This is a genomic window from Rhizobium sp. LC145 (assembly GCF_001005825.1).
Lineage (GTDB): Bacteria > Pseudomonadota > Alphaproteobacteria > Rhizobiales > Rhizobiaceae > Neorhizobium.
This window is the reverse complement of record NZ_LBHV01000002.1, coordinates 566,442-583,841: the sequence shown is the minus strand read 5'-3', so window position 1 is coordinate 583,841 and position 17,400 is coordinate 566,442. Positions and strand designations below refer to the sequence as shown.

The following is a 17,400-nucleotide window of genomic DNA, read 5'->3' as shown; positions in this document are numbered from 1 at the left end:
CTCTCACCAGTAGGAAGACCAATTACGCGAAAGGCGCGTCAAAGCTTCCATGTAATAGTAATCTCCCCAGGAGACGCATTCATCGACGCCCTCGCCGCGGCAGGTGTTGAGCGGCGATTTCTTCGAATAGGTACCGTGCAGGACGAGGCCATTGGAGATGGCCGGGTCCTTGACGGCGTAGTGCTCGGCGAGGCTCTTCATCATGCGGCGGGCCAGTTCGCGGTAGCGCGCGGCGGCTTGAGGCTCGACGAGTTCGGCCATCTCCAGAAGCCCGCAAGCGACGATGGATGCGGATGAGCTGTCGCGGGGTTCCCCGTCCTGATCCGAGAAGATGAGGTCCCAATAGGGCACCATGTCCGCCGGAAGCCGGTTCAGATAGAAGGCGAGCAGCCGGTCGAAGGTCCGGCGGTATTCCTCGATCCGCTCGTAGCGGTAGGAAAACGCCATTCCGGCAATGCCCCAGGCCTGTCCGCGCGCCCAGAAGCTTTCGTCGCTGTATCCCTGCTTGGTGACGCCCCGCACCGGTGCCCCCGTCACGGGGTCCATGTAGAAGGTGTGATAGGTGGAATCGTCGGGGCGAACGGAATTCGCAAGCGTGGTGCGCGCATGGATGAGCGCGATGTCGCGGTACTTCGGGTCACCGGTCTCGCGGCTCGCCCAGTAGAGGAGCGGCAGGTTGAGCAGGCAGTCGATGATGAAGCGATATTCTTCGGCGACGCCCTTGCGGCCCCAGGCCTGGATGAATTGGCCGATCGGCTGAAAGCGTTCGATGAGTTGGTCGGCCGCCAGAATCGCGGCCCTGCGGCCGTCCTCGTCTCCGACAAGCTTCCAGGCCGCGATGCAGGAGGGCGAATAGAGAAAGCCCATGTCATGGTGATCGGTCTCGATGCGGTTTTCGATCCGATGCAAGAAGCTCTGGACCTGAATCTGCGCTGAGTATTGGAAGACCTTGTCGCCGGTGTGCTCGAAGGCGAGCCAGATCTCTCCCGGCCAGAAGCCCGCCGTCCATTGGTCGTTGGCAACGGCCGGATAGAAGTTGCCGATGCTCGAATGGTTCTGCGAGGCATGGGTGAACTGCGGAAGGTTTCGACGGACCTGCTCGACGGCAAGATCGAGCGCAGCCTTCACCTCGGTATCGGTGATCGGTTGAGGGGTGAAGGACGAGACTGCATTCATGGACTTAACCCTTGAGCCCCGTCGAGGCGACACCCTCGACGAAGAACCGCTGGAGTGACAGGAAGACGATCAGGACCGGAATGAGCGCCACGACCGATGCGGCCATGATCAATCCGTATTCGGCCGAATACTGCGCAATGAACATGCGCAAGCCGATCTGGATCGTCTTCAGCTCGGTTTTGGTCAGATAGATCATCGGGCCGAGGAAGTCGTTCCAGGTGGTGACGAAGGTGAAGATCGTCAGTGTCGAGAGAGCCGGTTTCGACAGCGGCAGCATGATGCTGGCCCATATCTGATACTCGTTCATGCCGTCGATGCGGGCGGCCTCGCAGAGTTCAGTCGGGATCGACATGTAGAACTGCCGCATGAGGAACACCCCGAAGGCGGTGAAGGCCTGCAGGCAGATCAGTGCCAGATGCGTGTTGTTGAGGCCGAACTCGCGCATCAGCAGGAACTGCGGCACCATATAGACCTGCCAGGGCATGGCGATTGTGGCGATGTAGCCGAGAAACAGCGCGTTCTTGTAGGGGAAGTTGAGCTTCGCGAAGGCATAGGCCGCAAAGCTCGAGGTCAGGAGCTGCAGGACCGTGACAATGATTGTCAGCTTCGACGTATTGTAGATGAACAGTGCGAGCGGAATCTTGGTCCAGATATCCACGTAGTTCTGCCATCTGGGCTCCGACGGAATCCATTCGATCGGGAAGACGAAGACGTCACGGCTGAGTTTGAGCGAGGCTGAAAGCATCCAGGCGAAGGGCATCAGCATCACGACGGTGATGGCGATGACCAGGGCGTAGATGGCGACTGTCTTTGCGGTGATTCGGCGTCCGGCGATTCTCACGATCTCAATCCTCCCTCTGGCGGCGGAACTGGACGATGGTGACGGCCAGAACCAGGAAGAAGAGAACCAGTGCGACCATGCTGGAATAGCCGAGATCCCAGGAGATGAAGGCCTCGTTATAGATATGATAGACGAGGACAAGCGTCGATGTGCCGGGCCCGCCTTGGGTGATCATGTAGATCTGATCGAATACCTTGAAGGACTGGATGGTCAGCATCACCGTGACGAAGAAGGTGGTCGGGCCAAGCTGGGGCACGGTGACATAGAGGAACTTCTGCCAGGAATTCGCTCCATCGAGATCAGCCGCTTCATAGAGCTCGGAATTGATGCCCTGCAGCCCGGCCAGATAGATGACCATGTAATAGCCCATGTTCTTCCAGATGCCGAAGAGGATGACCGTGACCATGGCCCAATGACGGTCGGCGGCCCAACCGGGCATGTCCTTCGGATCGACGCCGAGCGTGTAGAGAATCATGTTCACCGGACCCATCTCCGGATTGAAGATCATGTTCCAGACGACCGCGACGGCCACCAGCGAGGCTACATAGGGGAAGAACATGGCGGTGCGGAAAAAATCCCGCCCGAATATCTTCTGATTGAGGAGGATAGCCAGGCCGAGCGCGCAGGCGAGCGTCGCGGGCACCGATACGACCGTATAGATGACCGTGTTCCAGAAGGCTGAAATGAACGCCTTGTCTTCGAAAAGGCGCCAGAAATTATCGAGGCCTGCAAAGGTTATCGCGTTGGAGCCGTCCCAATGCATGAAGGCCAATACGAAGGCGAAGAGGATGGGGCCAAGCGTGAAGACGGCAAAGCCGATGAAATTCGGCGCAATGAAGGAATAGGCGATCAGTGCGTCTTGGATTTTCCGGCGACGCCTGGACAGAATCTTGACCTTCCGGGCCGGGATTGCCGGCGTGCGGTCCGTTGCGATGGCCGAATTGGATATGGACACCGATACCTTTCCTCCCAGCTTGGCGTACTGCCCCTTACGGTCCGGAGCCCGAAGCCTCCGCACGTTGGAGCCGACGACCGTGGCGTCCGCTCCCGCCTCCTGGTGACCACATAGCATATATCGCGCATTGGTCAAACAAGTTCTGAATAGATCATACGAATGTTATAGAAATTGCCGAAGACGTATGATAGGTGAGCATCAAAGCCGATGCCGCCATCGCTTTTTCGGCGCGGGGAGAGGATATGTTCAGCGAGATTGCGGGCAACCTGCCGAAGGTTCTGAGGGATTTCATCCCAGGGGCTGCCTTTTCGGATCGCGCCAGTTGGAGTGCCGTTTCGGAACCGCTGCGCGATCTCGTCGTCACGGATGCGGAGGCAAGCCTTTCGCGGCCTTGGCCCGTCATCATGGCCTCCGATTATCGGGAATACGTTTCATCGGGCAATCGATCGCGATTTGAAGGTCTCTATTTTACGCGCCGTCGCATGCTCAACGATCTGGTGCTCGGCGAAATGCTCGAGGGCGAGGGGAGGTTCCTGGCTGCGATCGTGGATGGGATTTTCCTGATCGCGGAGGAAAGCGGCTGGCAACTTCCGGCGCATAATGGCTATGAGAGAGGCGGCCCCCGCTTGCCTCTTCCCGATAATTCGCGGCCTGTCATCGATCTCTTCGCGGCCGAAACCGCCGCGCAACTGGCGACCCTTGCCGCGTTGCTGCGCGATCAGCTCGATGCGATCAGTCCGCAGATCGTCACCCGTATCGAGCGCGAGGTCGAAAGCCGTATCTTTACGCCCTATCTCGGCCGACATTTCTGGTGGATGGGCCGCGGCGACGAGAGGATGAACAACTGGACCGCTTGGATCACCCAGAATGTCCTGCTTTCGGCCTTCTGCCTCAACACCGATCAGGCGCTGCGTCGAAAAATCCTCGTAAAAGCGCTAGGCAGCCTCGATGCCTTCCTGAAGGATTATGCCGAGGACGGGGCCTGTGAGGAAGGTGTCGTCTATTATCGTCACGCAGCGCTTTGCCTGCATGGTGCGATGATCATTTTGGACGCCGCAGCCCCGGGCGTATTCGCGCGCCTCCTATCGGAGCCCAAAATCCGCAACATGGCCGAATACATTCTCAACATGCATGTGGCGGGCCGCTACTATTTCAATTTTGCGGATTCCTCGGCAGTTGTCGAACCCTGTAGCATACGCGAATACCTGTTCGGGAAGGCGGTCGGTTCGGAAGCACTGGTCGCTTTTGCCGCGGCCGACAGGGCCCATAGTGACAGCCCGCATTTGCCGAAGGAATGGAACCTCTGGTACCGCGTGCAGGAATTGCTGGCCGATCCAACGATCGCCATGGCCGAGCCGCGGCAGACAAATAAACGGGATATCTTCTACCCTGGGATCGGTTTGTTCATCGCCCGCGACGAGCGCTTCGCGCTTGCCGTGAAAGGCGGCCACAACGGTGAAAGCCACAACCACAACGATGTCGGCAGCGTGACGCTCTATAAGAACGGACGCCCCTTGCTGATCGACGTGGGGGTGGAGACCTATACCGCCAAGACTTTTTCACCCCGCCGGTATGAGATCTGGACGATGCAGTCGGCGTTTCACAATCTCCCGACCTTCGGCGGGGTGATGCAGTCGGCCGGCGCGGAGTTTGCCGCCCGCGATGTCGAGACGGATTTTAGGCCCGAAGAAGCCCGCATGTCGCTCGATATCGCCGGCGCTTATCCGCCGGAAGCCAAGGTGCGCAGCTATCGACGCACCGTCACGCTTCGACGGGGCCGTGAGGTTGAAATCATCGATATTCATGAGGGGGATTTGCCGGTGGTCCTCTCGCTGATGACATGCGCAGCGCCGGCGGTCGCTATGGGCGGGATCGATCTTCCCGATCTCGGAAGAATTCTGCTGGATGGTGCGGGAGAGGTCGAGATCGAGCCGATCGATATCGAAGATGCCCGGCTTCGGCTCTCATGGCCGGCCCGGATTTACCGGCTGCGCATCCCCTTCACGAAGAACTACCTGAAAATGCGGATCGTCTGAGGAGGACGAGGATGGAATTGACGTTGAAGGTTGTGAACGCCAATGGTGCTGTCTTGGCCAGCGCGACAGGAGGGAGCGAGACCTTGCTCGTCTATCGCCGGGTGTATGACGAGGGCGACCGGCTTGTGGTAGAGGCGTCGGAAGCCGGGCATGTGGTCCTCGCATTGGACGACGCGATCAGCCCGGCGGTTGTCTACCTGAAGGGGCGGTCCTATTCGCTGGCCATACCCTTCGGAGACAAGCGCGCCTCCTATTCTCCACGTGCTTTTAGTGGCGATATCCACCGGCTCTATGTGCGTAAGGCGCGGCGGGACGAGATCGAGTTGCGGCGCAACCTCGCTCTCAACCCCTGGGACGATCACGCCAATGGAACGCTTTTTCCGCATGCGACGGCGAATGTCGAAACCCGAGGCGAGGCGGCATTTGCCGCGCGCAACGCCATCGATGGAGAAAAGGCCAACGACAATCATGGGTTCTGGCCCTATACGAGCTGGGGCATCAATCGCGATCCGCAGGCGGCCTTGACGGTTGAGTTCGGCCGTCCCGTGCAGGTGGACGAGATCGTTTTTTATCTAAGGGCGGATTTCCCGCATGATTCCTGGTGGGAGAAGGCAAGCGTCACGTTTTCCGACGGCCAGACCTCCTGTTTTGCCCTTGCGAAGTCGGGTGCTGCGCAGTGCGTTTCCGTGGAGCCGCGCACCGTGGAATGGATCAGGCTGCATAACCTGATCAAGGCCGAAGATCCGTCGCCGTTTCCGGCTTTGACGCAAATCGAGGTGTGGGGGAAAGAGTTGAAGCGAGAGGCTGGCTGATCGCCGACAAGCGGTGGCGCCGTCGGCTCAGCTGGAAAAGGCGCGAAAATCCTTCAGCATATCCCGATAGCGGAGCTGACTGCCTCTCAGATGATCGCGCATCGCATGGCGCGCGGCGTCCTCGTTCCGGTCCGAAATCGCCATCACGATCGCTTCGTGCTCCTTATGGATCATTCGTCGGTAAGCGGTCTGTTCAGCAGCGCGTGATTCGGGCACTACCCTGGAATGTGGAATGGCAGCGGGGCCATGAGATTCGAGGAACTGACCGAATAGCGGGTTGTTCGTGGCTTCGGCAATCGCGACGTGAAGCGCCAGATCCGCGTCGCGGATGGATCTGTCATCCTCGATGCATTTAAGGATGTTACGGTGGCATTCGAATATAGCCTCTTCCTGCGCCGGTGAGCGCCGCAGGGCTGCAAGCCCCGCAGCTTCGATCTCCACAGGCGTCCGGATCTCGAGAACCTCCAAATCCGAGGAAACGCGCGCTCTGTCGATCTTTCGCCCCGAAACGGAAGGGCTTACCTCGCCGCCGAGGACAAAGATCCCAGCACCTTGGCGTACCTCCACAAGCCCATCGGAGCGAAGGGCCGCCACCGCCTCGCGGATCACGGTCCGGCTGACGCGATGGGTTTCGGTGAGCTCGACCTCGCTCGGAAGCTTGTCGCCCGGCGAATACTGCCCGCTCGATATAGCCTGCCGGAGGCTTTCCCCGACTTGTGAGACCAGCGATCCAGGACCTCTGCTGCGATCCTTCACTTGCATAGCCACGCTTCCATACCCTCGCATCGGCTTGAATGAAGCATGCATGAGCATGCTATCCTGATTCATCACATGTATGACAAATAGCCCCTTCTTTCAACGGACGAGTTTGAAGGAAGCTATCGCGCAGCAGATGGGGCTCTAGATGCGAGGAAGGCTATTGCGGCGCTTCCGCACAGGATCGCGCCAATGCCGATCGCCAAGTGGAAATCGGTGATCGTATTGGCTCCGTCTGGCGCGAGTATCCCCAGCAAGCCGCCCGCGATCGCGAAGGAAAGCGCCGAGGCGACCGGCCGTGATACTGCTGCGATGGCGGTGGCGTGGCCGGCCTGTTCGGGTGCCGTGTCGGCGACGGTCAGAACCGCATGGCCGGTGAAATAGATGGATCGGATCAGGCCGTTGACAAAAAGCAGCGCGACGATGAGCAAGGCCGGCGTGCTCGGCAGGAGCGTCGCCTTGATGGCGACGCCGAGGCCGGCCAGAAGGGCAGAATAGATCATCGCCCGACGAAAACCGAAGCGCCTGAACAAAGGCGCGACGATGAATTTTGCTGCAAGCGCGCCGATCGCCCCCGAAAAGACGAGGAGGCCGGACTGGAAAGCGCTCATTCCGAAGCCAAGCTGCAGCATCAATGCGGTGAGATAGGGAAGGGCGGCGCAGCCCATCAGCATCAGGGTGGTGCCGATCGTCGTTGCCCGGAAGGTGTGTTCGCGAAAGACTGTGAGATCGAGGATGGCGTTTGGCGAGATTCGGGCATGTAGGACGTAGATCGCTCCGGCTCCCACCCCGAGCGCGATGCATGCCAGTCCGAACCATATCGGCAGCACCGGCATGCTGATCAGCGAAGCGCCGAAAACGAGGCCGGACAGGCTGATGGCGACGAGGAGGAGGCCAATCAGGTCAAGGCGCCGGGTCGGGAGCCGGACCGGGTCCGGCATGAAACGCGTCATCAGGACGATGCCGGCCAGCGCAGCGGGAAGATTGACGAGAAAGATCCACTGCCATGCGACGAATGTGGTGAGAAAGCCGCCAAGCGGCGGCCCCAACATCGGAGCGACGGTCGGCGGGATCGTCAGCCAGGACGTCGCGCCGACGAGATCCTTGGCGGGGGTGATGCGGAAAAGCGCCAGGCGGGCGACGGGAGCCATAAAAGCGGCTCCCGCACCCTCCACGAACCGGGCGCAGACGAAATGGGCAAGCGATTGCGATACGGCGCATCCGAGCGAGCCGAGCATGAAAAGCGCGATCGAGAACCGAAGCACGTTCCGGCAACCGTATCTGTCGGCAAGCCAGGCGCTCATGGGAACGAACATCGCCATTGCGACATAATAGGCGGTGAAGGCGAGCTTCAGCGCCACCGAGGTCGTGCCGATATCGGTGGCGATCGCCGGCAGGGAGGTGGATATGACCGTGGCGTCCATGCTTTCCATGAACAAAGCCACCGACAAGATGAGCGGGACGCGAGGCAAGGGAAAACCGAATGAGGACAGGTGACCTTTGTTGTTGCTTGTCTGCTGTATTTCGTCAAGTCAGATGATGTTTTTGATATTGGTATGATGACCACAATGCCGGCGACTGCTTGCGGTTTCAGCCTGTGCGCGACGGGGCGTTTTAAATGACCCGAGCGAGCCGCGCGGTAACCATTTGTTAACCATGTTTCGCGTACATCGGTGGCAAGGAAAAATTAACACAGATGACCAAAGTGCTAACTGACAGCCGTTCCATCCGCATCAAGGGCCGCTCGTTTCTGGCGGTCGTTCTTTCTCCGGAGCATCCGCTCGACGACTGGATTGCCCGGCTTGACGACCTGGCAGCTCGATCCGCCGGTTTCTTCCTCGGCAGGCCGGTCGTTCTCGACGTGTCCGAGATCGACATCGACCGGCCGCAGTTGAAAAGCCTGATCGCCGAACTCGGCAAGCGCAATGTGGCCATCATGGGTATCGAGGGCGGGCGGGCATCGCTCTTCGAGCCGGGAATGCCCCCTTCCATGAAGGGCGGCAGGCCTGCGGCCGATGTCGAGGTCCCGTCGGCGGAGGTGGGCGCGGACGCCAAGTCGCCGGCCTCCAGCCGCAAGGAACCGCCGCCCCCGCCCGCTGAACCGGCTGTTGTTGCGGTAAGAGCGTTCCCCTCCATGGTGGTGCGTGAACCCGTGCGTTCCGGCCAATCGGTCATCTTCCCGGAAGGCGATGTCACCGTCATCGGCTCGGTCGCTTCGGGAGCGGAAATCATCGCTGGCGGTTCGGTCCACATTTACGGGACGCTGAGGGGCAGGGCGCTTGCCGGCTCGGTCGGCAACTCTTCGGCACGCATCTTCTGCCGCAAGCTGGAAGCCGAACTCCTGGCGATCGACGGAATTTACAAAACGGCCGAAGACCTGGCCCCCAATCTTCGCGGCAAAGCTGTCCAGCTCTGGCTCGAAGGCGATGCGATTATGGCAGAGACACTCGTCTGAGCCCCCGGCGCTCAGCACACAGGAGAGCAAAATGGCGAAAGTAATCGTAGTCACATCCGGTAAGGGCGGCGTCGGCAAGACAACGTCGAGTGCCGCCATCGGAGCAGCCCTGGCTCAGAGGAACGAAAAGACCGTTGTCGTCGATTTCGATGTCGGGCTGCGCAATCTCGACCTCGTCATGGGCGCCGAGCGGCGGGTCGTCTATGACCTCGTCAACGTCATCCAGGGCGAAGCCAAGCTGCCGCAGGCGCTGATCCGCGACAAGCGGCTGGACACGCTCTTCCTCCTGCCGGCTTCTCAGACCCGCGACAAGGACAGCCTCACACCGGAAGGCGTTGAGCGCGTCATGAACGAGCTGAAGCGGCATTTCGACTGGATCATCTGCGACAGCCCGGCCGGCATCGAGCGTGGTGCGACCCTTGCGATGCGCCACGCCGACATGGCCGTCATCGTTACCAATCCGGAAGTCTCCTCGGTTCGCGATTCCGACCGCATCATCGGCCTGCTCGATGCCAAGACCGCGAAGGCGGAACGGGGCGAACGGGTCGAAAAGCACCTGTTGCTCACCCGCTACGATGCAAATCGCGCGGAACGGGGTGACATGCTGAAGGTGGACGATGTGCTGGAGATTCTCTCCATTCCGCTTCTCGGCATTATCCCGGAGAGCATGGACGTCCTGCGGGCCTCCAATATCGGGGCGCCGGTGACGCTTGCCGATGCACGCAGCGTACCGGCAATGGCCTATCACGATGCGGCGCGGCGCCTGGCGGGTGAAGCCGTACCGATGACCATACCTGGCGAGAAGCGCGGCCTTTTCGGCAAGATATTCGGACGGAGGGCAGCATGAGCATCTTCAGTTTCTTCAAACGGCAGAATTCGGCGCCGACGGCGCGTGAACGTCTGCAGGTGTTGCTCGCCCATGAGCGGGCCTCGGTCGGCCATTCGGATCTGGTCAGTCTTCTGCGCGAGGAAATCCTTGCCGTCATCACCAAGCATGTGCAGGTGGACGGCGACAAGGTCACCGTCAAGATGGATCGTGGCGAGCAGGTGTCGATCCTCGAGATCGATGTCGAAATCCCGCTAAACGCGGGCGCGCGCGCGGCCTGAACGAGCTCCGGGATATTTACCATTGGCTTCGCCGTTACGGACGGCGGAGCCATGCGGTTTATGGCCGTGTGCCGTTCAAATTTTTTGAGCGCTCTATTTCTTGAGTGTTAATTGAAAGTTTTTATTGCCCGCGGCGCGAAGCTCCGCTATTGAACTGGCGTCATTGACCGGCTCGCCCGGTCACGTAAGCGTTAACGTCACCCAACGCGTATGATCGAACGGCTGTGCGGCTTCGATCTGCGCGACTGTGTCCTGCAGGTCGCGCCCGAAGCTGCGAAAGGACACGGATGGACAATATTTCGCTTCAAACCCCACCAGCGCCCGTCATCGAACGCGTCCGCCACGAATTGAAAAGGCGGTCCCTGACCGTCACGCATATCGAGGATGTCACGCCCAACATGAAGCGCATCATGCTGACCGGGGACAGCCTCGTCGATTTCGTCAGCCTTGCGCCTGATGATCATGTGAAGATCTTCGTGCCCGTGGAAGACGGTTCCGAGGAACATCGCGATTATACGCCGCGCCTGTATGACAATGCGGCGCGCACGCTGACCATCGATTTCGCCCTTCACGAGGCGGGCCCGGTGACCCAGTGGGCGATCGGCGCCCGTCCGGGCGATGCATTGACCGTAGGCGGGCCGCGTGGCTCCGCCGTCGTTTCGCCAACCGTAAGACAGTGGCTTTTAATCGGTGATGAGACTGCATTGCCCGCGATCGGTCGCAGGATCGAGGAGAGTGGCCCGGAAACGGAGATCACCGTCATCGCGGCGGTTGCGGGACCTGCGGAAGAACAGGAATTCAAGACAAAGGCGCAGGTGACTTGCCACTGGATTCATCGGCCGCTTTGCGAGGCGACGGATGTTGCAAGGCTGCTGGATCAGCTCCGCCGCACGGAGATCAAGCCGGAGATCTTCGTGTGGATCGCGGCCGAAGCCTCCGTCGTGCGCGCATTGCGTGTCCATCTGATGGAACGAGGCTTACCAACCGGCTGGCTGAAGGCCTCCGGCTATTGGGTAAAGGGCAAGGCCGATGCGACGGAGAAATTCGAATAGCTGGCAGACACGGTCCGACCAGAATCGGCAATCGGCGACCGGCGTCGGAGAAGCCATCCACGATATTCTCCTGGCTGTGTGACGGCAAGGATTGGACGTTCGGCGATACCATCGGCTCCGGCAGTTGGTCGGGGCCGCCCCTTTTGCCATGACGAGTTGCCGATTAGGCAGTGCGACGGCTATCTATGCAATGCGTGCATGGGTGTGCTGATTGTTTGGCACTGCAAGTTAGGCCATGTGCATAGTATATACAGTGCATCGAAGCAAACGGGCGCCGAAGACTGGCAGCCGGCTTCGAAGCCCAAGGAAAGGGGACCGTTATGAATATCGCACGTTCGTTCAACAATTGGCGCAAGTATCGTCAGACTGTCGCAGAACTCGGCCGTATGTCGAGCCGTGAGCTGCAGGATCTCGGTATCGAACGCGGCAGAATCCATGCCGTTGCTCGTGCTGCGGCCGGCTTCTGATATCGACTTCTGACAGCCAATTACGAAGCGCTCCGCCAAGATAAGCGGGGCGTTTTTGTTTTGTGGGGTTATTTGGGCTTTGATTGTCCGGAGCGCTCAAGAGATATTCGAGATGTGCATAGCTGCCCTGTAAATTCGTGCCTAGGAATTGAGCCCGGACCCAGGTAACTATCAATCCAACGAAGCGATGTACCTCCTCCCACAGAGCTTCGTGTTCGCGAAGAACCTACTCCTCCTCCCAGGGTTTTTCGCGGGGAACAGCGGCTCTCCTCCTCCCATGCCGCTGTTCGGACAGTTTGAAAAAGCCTGCCGCACCTCCTCCCGCGGCAGGCTTTTTCATTTCTGACCGGGAGGCTGGTCATTTCATCGAGATAAATTGCGACCTGTCGCCGCTCATCCCATGGATTCGAAGCGGTCGAAAATATCCTCATCGCCCATCTGTCCGCCCTTCAGCATCAGGCTCATGCCATCCCGGAAAGCGTCGTCGCTTCGCCCGACAGAAATGGTAACGCCGGGGGAGATTTGGCCACCATAAGCAAGCCCCCAGAGACCGAGAGACTGGGCAACGTGGCTCGACGTATCGCCTCCAGCGGCAATCAGGCGGCGTACCGGAACCTCCTTCAGAAGTCGATCGACGAAGCACCCCGTCATTCGTGCGAGCCGGGCATCCGCGCCGATCATTGCGAAAGGATCTTCCGGCGCCGTCGTCATGAGCACATTGCGCCCGTTGCGAAGGATCGGAGCTATCTCTCCGGCAAGGTGCTCGCGATAGGCGTCTTCATCGATGAAACGCCCCGCATCGGCTTTGATGCAGGTAAATGCGCGCGCGGCTTCGACCTGCCGGCGCGTCAGCGGCGACAGGGAGCCTGTAACCGCCAAAACCGGACCCTCGGTGCTTCCTAGGGGGTGCCCCCTCGAAACGATTGGCTGATCGTTGTAAACAGCTTCCGCCACGCTGCTTGCGCCGACAATCAGAAAAGAGCCCCTGCGCGCGCGGCGCTTCAGTTCTTGCCCGATCGCGATCACATGATCGTCGCTCAGCGCGTCCAGCAGGATATCGTATTCCGAATCTACCTCGATTTCCCGGCCGTCGAACGTCGTCCACGGCACGAGCGCGATTTCTCTGGCGCCGAGTGCTTGGAAATGTCTGCGCAGATCGGCTTCAGCCATCGGGGTCGATGGATGCCGGCTCATCGTCGGATGCCGATCGAGGCGGTAGATCTCTCCGCCTGATCCGGCAGAGGCGAAAAGATTGCCGAAGGCGCAGAACCGTCCGAGCGAGGGTTGTCCGCCGAGGACGATAGCCTGCGTCTGGCTGCAGGAGCCTCGCAGCACTTCCATCGCCACGACGATGTTTCCGATATCGGGGGCGCTGTCGAAGGTCGAGCAGCATTTGTAATGCAGAACGCGCACGCCGATATCGGCGAAAAACCGCCCGACGGGTTCCAGTTCCTCTCGCATCTGGGCCGAGGTCATGGCGCGGGCTGAGCCAGCAATGCCGATCGCCTGAAGGCTGCCGATCTCATCGAGATGGCGCTCCGACGGAGGGCCGAGAAAGAGGAATGACTTAACCCCGCGGATGGAGAGGGCCGCGAGTGTATCCGTCGCGCCGGTGAAGTCATCACCATACCAACCGTAGAACGGCTTCGATATCTCGCCTCTCATGCAACCTTCCCGAAAAAATCGAGCGCCTTGCGGAGGGGCTGCGATGTCTTGGCGGCGTCTTCGAGCGTCTGTTTTTCCCGCATGGCGCGGAAGGCTGCCCGAATGCTTTCAATGCCCTCCGTCGGCCCGCCCGGATGTCCCATGATGCCGCCGCCGGCCATGAACAGGAAGTCGTCGCCGCCGACTGCTTTCCAGGTCGCCGGTACGGTGCCGGCCCATTGTCCCGAGGAGAATGCCGGCAGCACGCGATCGTCCGATTGGTCATCGAGTGGTGTCAGGCAAAGCGCCGTGCTTTCTATGACTTCACCGTTCTCCTGTGCGAATTTTCCGTCAAGTCCATGGACGTGCATGTGATCCACGCCGGCAAGCCGCCACAGCGTTTGATAGGCGGAAAAGGATATGCCGAGCACATCGCAGCGCGACAGCGCGCCGAAGCCGTTGCGATGGCCGTGCAGCACGAGATCGGTCGAGCGGCGAAGCGTCTCGACGGCGGAAAAGCCGCACCAGTTCAGATTGGCCATGATGCAGGTGCCGCCTTGACGCGCGACGAGATCGGCGTTGCGTCGCATCGCATCCGTCTCGTCCGTGATGTTGAAGGCGATCATCACGCGACGGCCAAGTTTGTCCTCGGCTCGCTTGACGGCCGCCATGACGGACGTAATCCGCTCCGAAAGTGGCGCGTGAGCCGGGTTGGCGGCAATCTCATCGTCCTTGATGAAATCGATGCCGGCGTTGCAAAGCCGCTCGACCAGCCTGCCGATCTCCGCGGCCGATAGGCCGACATTGGGCTTGATGATGGAGCCGATCATGGGCCGGCCTGTGACGCCCGCAAGCCGTCGCGTTCCGACGATACCCTGTCTAGGCATGGCATATTGGCGGCGCCAGGATGGGGGAAGCGTAATGCTTTCCAGCCTGAGACCCGTTACCTCGCCGAGATCGTAGAGATTGCCGGCCGCTGTCGAGGCGAGCGCGGCGAGATTGACGCCGATATTTGCGATCGGGAACCGGAGCTTGATCCGCGCTCTGAGGGGGCGGTTCGTTACGCCGCGACGATGGAGCCAGGCGCTCGGCAGCGTGGGCGTCTCCACCTCGCCGAGGTCATCGATCCCGATCACCTCGGCTCCTGCGCGCGCGCGCAAGTCGTCGGTCTCCCCCTCGACCTTGGTGAAGGTGCCGCAGGACTGTTCACCAGCCATGATATCCGCGACCTTCGCTAATGGCAGCGGCGTCTCGATCAGGTAGTCCGCCTCGAAATGCGTATCCGTCACCGCCAGCCCTCAGATCTTGGAAAGGTCGGGAAAGGGACGCACCGGGTTCTTGCCGTCCCAGCTTTCGGAGGCCTTCCGAATGGCATCGAACATGCGTCCCTTGGGCCCCGCGACCTCGGAGAGTTCTATTACCGTGCCGGGATGGTAATGGGTGTCGAAATAGACGAAACGGCCGTTTTCGCCTACTTCACCGCTCATGACCGTCTTAAAACCCTCTTTCGTAATGCGCTCGAGATCGGAATCGAAACTGTCGGTCCAGTAGGCGACGTGCTGGAGGCCCCGATGGCCGGCCTCGCGGAAGTCGCGATACATGGACGGCACGTCGTTGCGGGTCTGGATCAGCTCGATCTGCAATTCGCCGGAATTGGCGAGCGCCACCGAATTATGCGGAGCGTGGCTTTCCCCGCGATAGCGATAGTTCACGATCGGAACCCGTTCATTGTAGAAGAAGGGGCCGACGCCCAGAACGCGGGTCCAATAGTCCATTGCCGCTTCGATATCGTCAACGACGTATCCCGCCTGGCGGATCTTTCCGAAAAAACGACTCATTTGATGTCTTTGTGTCTTCATGATTGATGTATTTTGATGCGGCGGCGAACATCGCCGCCGCTTTGGGAATATCAGGCCAGAGTGCCGACGACGCTTTCCAGCGCCCCCCAGGCCTCGTCGCCGAATTCCTTGCTCCATTTCGCGTAAAAGCCGTTTTCCTTGAGCTTGGCTCGAAAGCTGTCGGTTTCCACGGTATTGAAGGCAAGCCCAGTCTTTTCGAGGTCCGACTGGACGCTCGAGTTCAGCGTCCTGATATCCTCGCGCTGCTTGAGCCCGGCTTCATTGATGGCGCGGGCGACCACATCCTTGACATCGTCCGGAAGGCCCGACCATTGCCGGCCGTTGGCAATGAACCAATACCCGTCCCATATGTGGTTCGTCAGGGCGCAATTCTTCTGAACCTCGTAGATCTTGGAGACCTGAATGATCGGCAGAGGATTTTCCTGGGCGTCCACCACTTTGGTTTGCAGCGCGGAGTAGACCTCGCTAAACTGTAGGCTGGTCGGCGACGCTCCGAGCGCCGAGAACATATCGATGCTGAGCGGGCTCACCGGCACGCGGATCTTCAACCCCGCCATGGAATCGGCATTCGCGATGGGGTCGCCGCTCGTGGTCGTCTGGCGGAACCCGTTGTCCCACATGGTCTCCAGGGCATAAAGACGCGCATCCGCCACCTTGCTGCGGACGAGCGCGCCCACGGGCCCGTCCATGGCCTTCCAGACCTGATCGTAATCCTTGAAAGCAAAGCCGACCGCATTGAGAGCCGCGGTCGGCACGAGGGTCGCAATGACCAGGGAGGAGGGCGTAAAGAAGGTCAGGGCGCCACTGCGCACCTGGGATAGCATGTCCGTATCCCCGCCGAGCTGGTTGGCCGGAAAGATCATCATCTCCACTCGGCCATCGGTTTCCTTGGCGATCCGGTCGGCCGCTTCCTTGGCGCGGATATTCAGCGGATGGCTGAGCGGCAGGTTGTTGCCGTAGCGGAGCTGGATTTCGGCCGCACGCGCGAAGCGCGGAACGGAAAACGCCATGCCCACGGCAGGTGCGGCGGCCATGCCCTTTAAGAGGGTGCGGCGGTCAAGTGTCATCGTCATTTTTACCTCCCCATAAGAAAGTCACTTCCCAAGCCGGAAATTCGATCATATGAATGATGAAGTCAAACACGATTTCTGATGTAATTTGATGCGATCATATGCTTGAAACGCCTCTCGACACGACTGAGAAGAGCCGCCGGCCGACCATTGTGGACGTGGCACGGCATGCCGGGGTCTCGACCGCGACCGTCGATCGTGTGCTGAACGGGCGGCAGGGGGTCCGTGCACCGACGGTCCATAGGGTGATGAAATCCGCCGCGGAACTCGGCTATGTCGATGAGGGTGATTTGAATCCGGCGGAGCCCCGCAGGCTTGCCAACATCTCCTTTCTCTTGCCAGCCGGCACCAACCGCTATCTTACGCATCTGGGTCGATCGATCGTCGACCAGGCGCCCTTGTTCGAAAAGCACGGCATCAAGCCGACAGTCGAATACATCAAGAGCTTCAATCCGGAGATTCTGGCGGCCGCGCTGCAAAGGCATGGTCGCTCGGCCGATGGCGTCGCCTTCATGGCGCTCGAACATCCGGCCGTGCGCGAGGCGGTGAACCGATTGGCCGACAAAGGCGTGCCGACCGTTACCCTGATATCGGACATCGCCAATGCCCAGCGCGTCGCCTATCTCGGGCTCGACAATCGCTCGACCGGGCGGCTTGCCGGCTATCTGATCGCCCGCTTCGTCGGCAAGGCGCCTGCAAAGGTGGCGATGATCGCCGGCAGCCTCAGCTATCGCGCCCATGAAGAACGCGAGATGGGTTTTCTGCATGTGCTGAAGGAAAGCTATCCGCATATCGAGGTCGTGGGCATTCGCGAGGGGCACGACGACGAGACCATGAACTATCGGCAGATGCGCATGCTGCTGAGCCAGCATCCGGATCTTGCCGGCATCTACAATATCGGCGGCGGCGCCAGCGGCGTCGGCAAGGCCATCAAGGACGCACGGCGTGAGCATTCGCTCGTCTTTGTCGGCCACGGGCTGACGCCCGATACGCGGGCTTTCCTGATCGACGGCACGATGGATGCGGTCATCACCCAAAACCCCAGCGACACGATCGGCCGGGTCGCACGCGTATTTCAAAACCTGCGCGATGGGCGTCCGGCGGATGAGGATGTGGCGCCACTGCGCAGCGAAGTGATTTTCCGGGAGAACCTGCCGTGAACTGGGCAGG

General features: G+C 60.2%; 17 protein-coding genes. 8 read left to right on the top strand and 9 right to left on the bottom strand.

Features of this window, described 5'->3' with window-relative positions; all coding sequences use genetic code 11:
- Positions 1–3 precede the first annotated feature (3 nt).
- From YH62_RS07405 to YH62_RS07395, 3 genes are read right to left on the bottom strand one after another with little or no spacing between them, the layout of a single operon-like run.
- Complete coding sequence (locus YH62_RS07405; protein ID WP_046793509.1) at positions 4–1,176, bottom strand: glycoside hydrolase family 88 protein; 1,173 nt, start codon at positions 1,174–1,176, stop codon at positions 4–6.
- A 4-nt stretch (positions 1,177–1,180) separates the two neighbouring features.
- Positions 1,181–2,017, bottom strand: a complete 837-nt coding sequence (locus YH62_RS07400; RefSeq protein ID WP_046793508.1) for a carbohydrate ABC transporter permease — start codon at positions 2,015–2,017, stop codon at positions 1,181–1,183.
- Between the two features lie 4 nt (positions 2,018–2,021).
- Positions 2,022–2,972 carry a sugar ABC transporter permease gene (locus tag YH62_RS07395; protein WP_046793507.1) on the bottom strand — a complete coding sequence of 317 codons (951 nt, stop codon included), beginning with the start codon at positions 2,970–2,972 and terminating at the stop codon, positions 2,022–2,024.
- Between the two features lie 242 nt (positions 2,973–3,214).
- Here YH62_RS07395 and YH62_RS07390 point away from each other — a divergent pair, with 242 nt between their 5' ends.
- Together YH62_RS07390 and YH62_RS07385 are read left to right on the top strand one after the other, a co-directional pair.
- Complete coding sequence (locus YH62_RS07390) at positions 3,215–5,008, top strand: heparinase II/III family protein (protein ID WP_046793732.1); 1,794 nt, start codon at positions 3,215–3,217, stop codon at positions 5,006–5,008.
- Between the two features lie 11 nt (positions 5,009–5,019).
- Positions 5,020–5,820 (top strand): carbohydrate-binding protein, encoded by an 801-nt coding sequence (locus YH62_RS07385; protein ID WP_046793506.1) that lies wholly within the window; start codon positions 5,020–5,022, stop codon positions 5,818–5,820.
- Between the two features lie 27 nt (positions 5,821–5,847).
- Here YH62_RS07385 and YH62_RS07380 read toward each other — a convergent pair whose 3' ends face one another.
- Together YH62_RS07380 and YH62_RS07375 are read right to left on the bottom strand one after the other, a co-directional pair.
- Positions 5,848–6,582, bottom strand: a complete 735-nt coding sequence (locus YH62_RS07380) for a FadR/GntR family transcriptional regulator (protein ID WP_046793731.1) — start codon at positions 6,580–6,582, stop codon at positions 5,848–5,850.
- 116 nt (positions 6,583–6,698) lie between these two features.
- A complete protein-coding gene (locus YH62_RS07375; RefSeq protein WP_280950048.1) occupies positions 6,699–8,021 on the bottom strand; it encodes an MFS transporter in 1,323 nt (440 codons plus the stop codon).
- A gap of 251 nt (positions 8,022–8,272) precedes the next feature.
- Between YH62_RS07375 and minC the strand changes: the two genes are divergently transcribed.
- The 5 genes from minC (at position 8,273) to YH62_RS29425 (ending at position 11,657) form a co-directional block, all read left to right on the top strand.
- Entirely contained in the window at positions 8,273–9,031 is a 759-nt protein-coding gene (gene minC, locus YH62_RS07370; RefSeq protein WP_046793504.1) for a septum site-determining protein MinC, read from the top strand.
- Between the two features lie 31 nt (positions 9,032–9,062).
- Positions 9,063–9,878 carry a septum site-determining protein MinD gene (minD, locus tag YH62_RS07365; protein WP_046793503.1) on the top strand — a complete coding sequence of 272 codons (816 nt, stop codon included), beginning with the start codon at positions 9,063–9,065 and terminating at the stop codon, positions 9,876–9,878.
- Positions 9,875–10,138 (top strand): cell division topological specificity factor MinE, encoded by a 264-nt coding sequence (gene minE, locus YH62_RS07360; protein WP_046793502.1) that lies wholly within the window; start codon positions 9,875–9,877, stop codon positions 10,136–10,138. Before minD ends, minE begins: the two co-directional genes overlap by 4 nt.
- Before the next feature lie 287 nt (positions 10,139–10,425).
- Complete coding sequence (locus YH62_RS07355; RefSeq protein ID WP_046793501.1) at positions 10,426–11,190, top strand: siderophore-interacting protein; 765 nt, start codon at positions 10,426–10,428, stop codon at positions 11,188–11,190.
- Positions 11,191–11,510: 320 nt separating this feature from the next.
- Positions 11,511–11,657, top strand: coding sequence for a DUF1127 domain-containing protein (locus YH62_RS29425; protein WP_082118278.1), 147 nt, complete (start codon positions 11,511–11,513; stop codon positions 11,655–11,657).
- A 393-nt stretch (positions 11,658–12,050) separates the two neighbouring features.
- Here the strand turns inward: YH62_RS29425 and YH62_RS07350 are convergent, their stop codons facing one another.
- The 4 genes from YH62_RS07350 to YH62_RS07335 all read right to left on the bottom strand — a co-directional run bounded on the left by YH62_RS07350 (position 12,051) and on the right by YH62_RS07335 (position 16,227).
- Positions 12,051–13,322: a four-carbon acid sugar kinase family protein gene (locus YH62_RS07350; RefSeq protein ID WP_046793500.1), complete on the bottom strand. Its 1,272-nt coding sequence runs from the start codon at positions 13,320–13,322 to the stop codon at positions 12,051–12,053.
- On the bottom strand, positions 13,319–14,590 hold the full coding sequence (locus tag YH62_RS07345) for a RuBisCO large subunit C-terminal-like domain-containing protein (RefSeq protein ID WP_046793499.1): 1,272 nt from the start codon (positions 14,588–14,590) through the stop codon (positions 13,319–13,321). Before YH62_RS07345 ends, YH62_RS07350 begins: the two co-directional genes overlap by 4 nt.
- A 9-nt stretch (positions 14,591–14,599) precedes the next feature.
- Entirely contained in the window at positions 14,600–15,139 is a 540-nt protein-coding gene (locus YH62_RS07340) for a VOC family protein (protein ID WP_046793498.1), read from the bottom strand.
- Positions 15,140–15,210: 71 nt separating this feature from the next.
- Complete coding sequence (locus YH62_RS07335; RefSeq protein ID WP_046793730.1) at positions 15,211–16,227, bottom strand: TRAP transporter substrate-binding protein; 1,017 nt, start codon at positions 16,225–16,227, stop codon at positions 15,211–15,213.
- A 104-nt stretch (positions 16,228–16,331) separates the two neighbouring features.
- On the opposite strand from YH62_RS07335, the gene YH62_RS07330 reads away from it, so the two are divergent.
- On the top strand, positions 16,332–17,390 hold the full coding sequence (locus YH62_RS07330; RefSeq protein ID WP_046793497.1) for a LacI family DNA-binding transcriptional regulator: 1,059 nt from the start codon (positions 16,332–16,334) through the stop codon (positions 17,388–17,390).
- Positions 17,391–17,400: the final 10 nt, after the last annotated feature.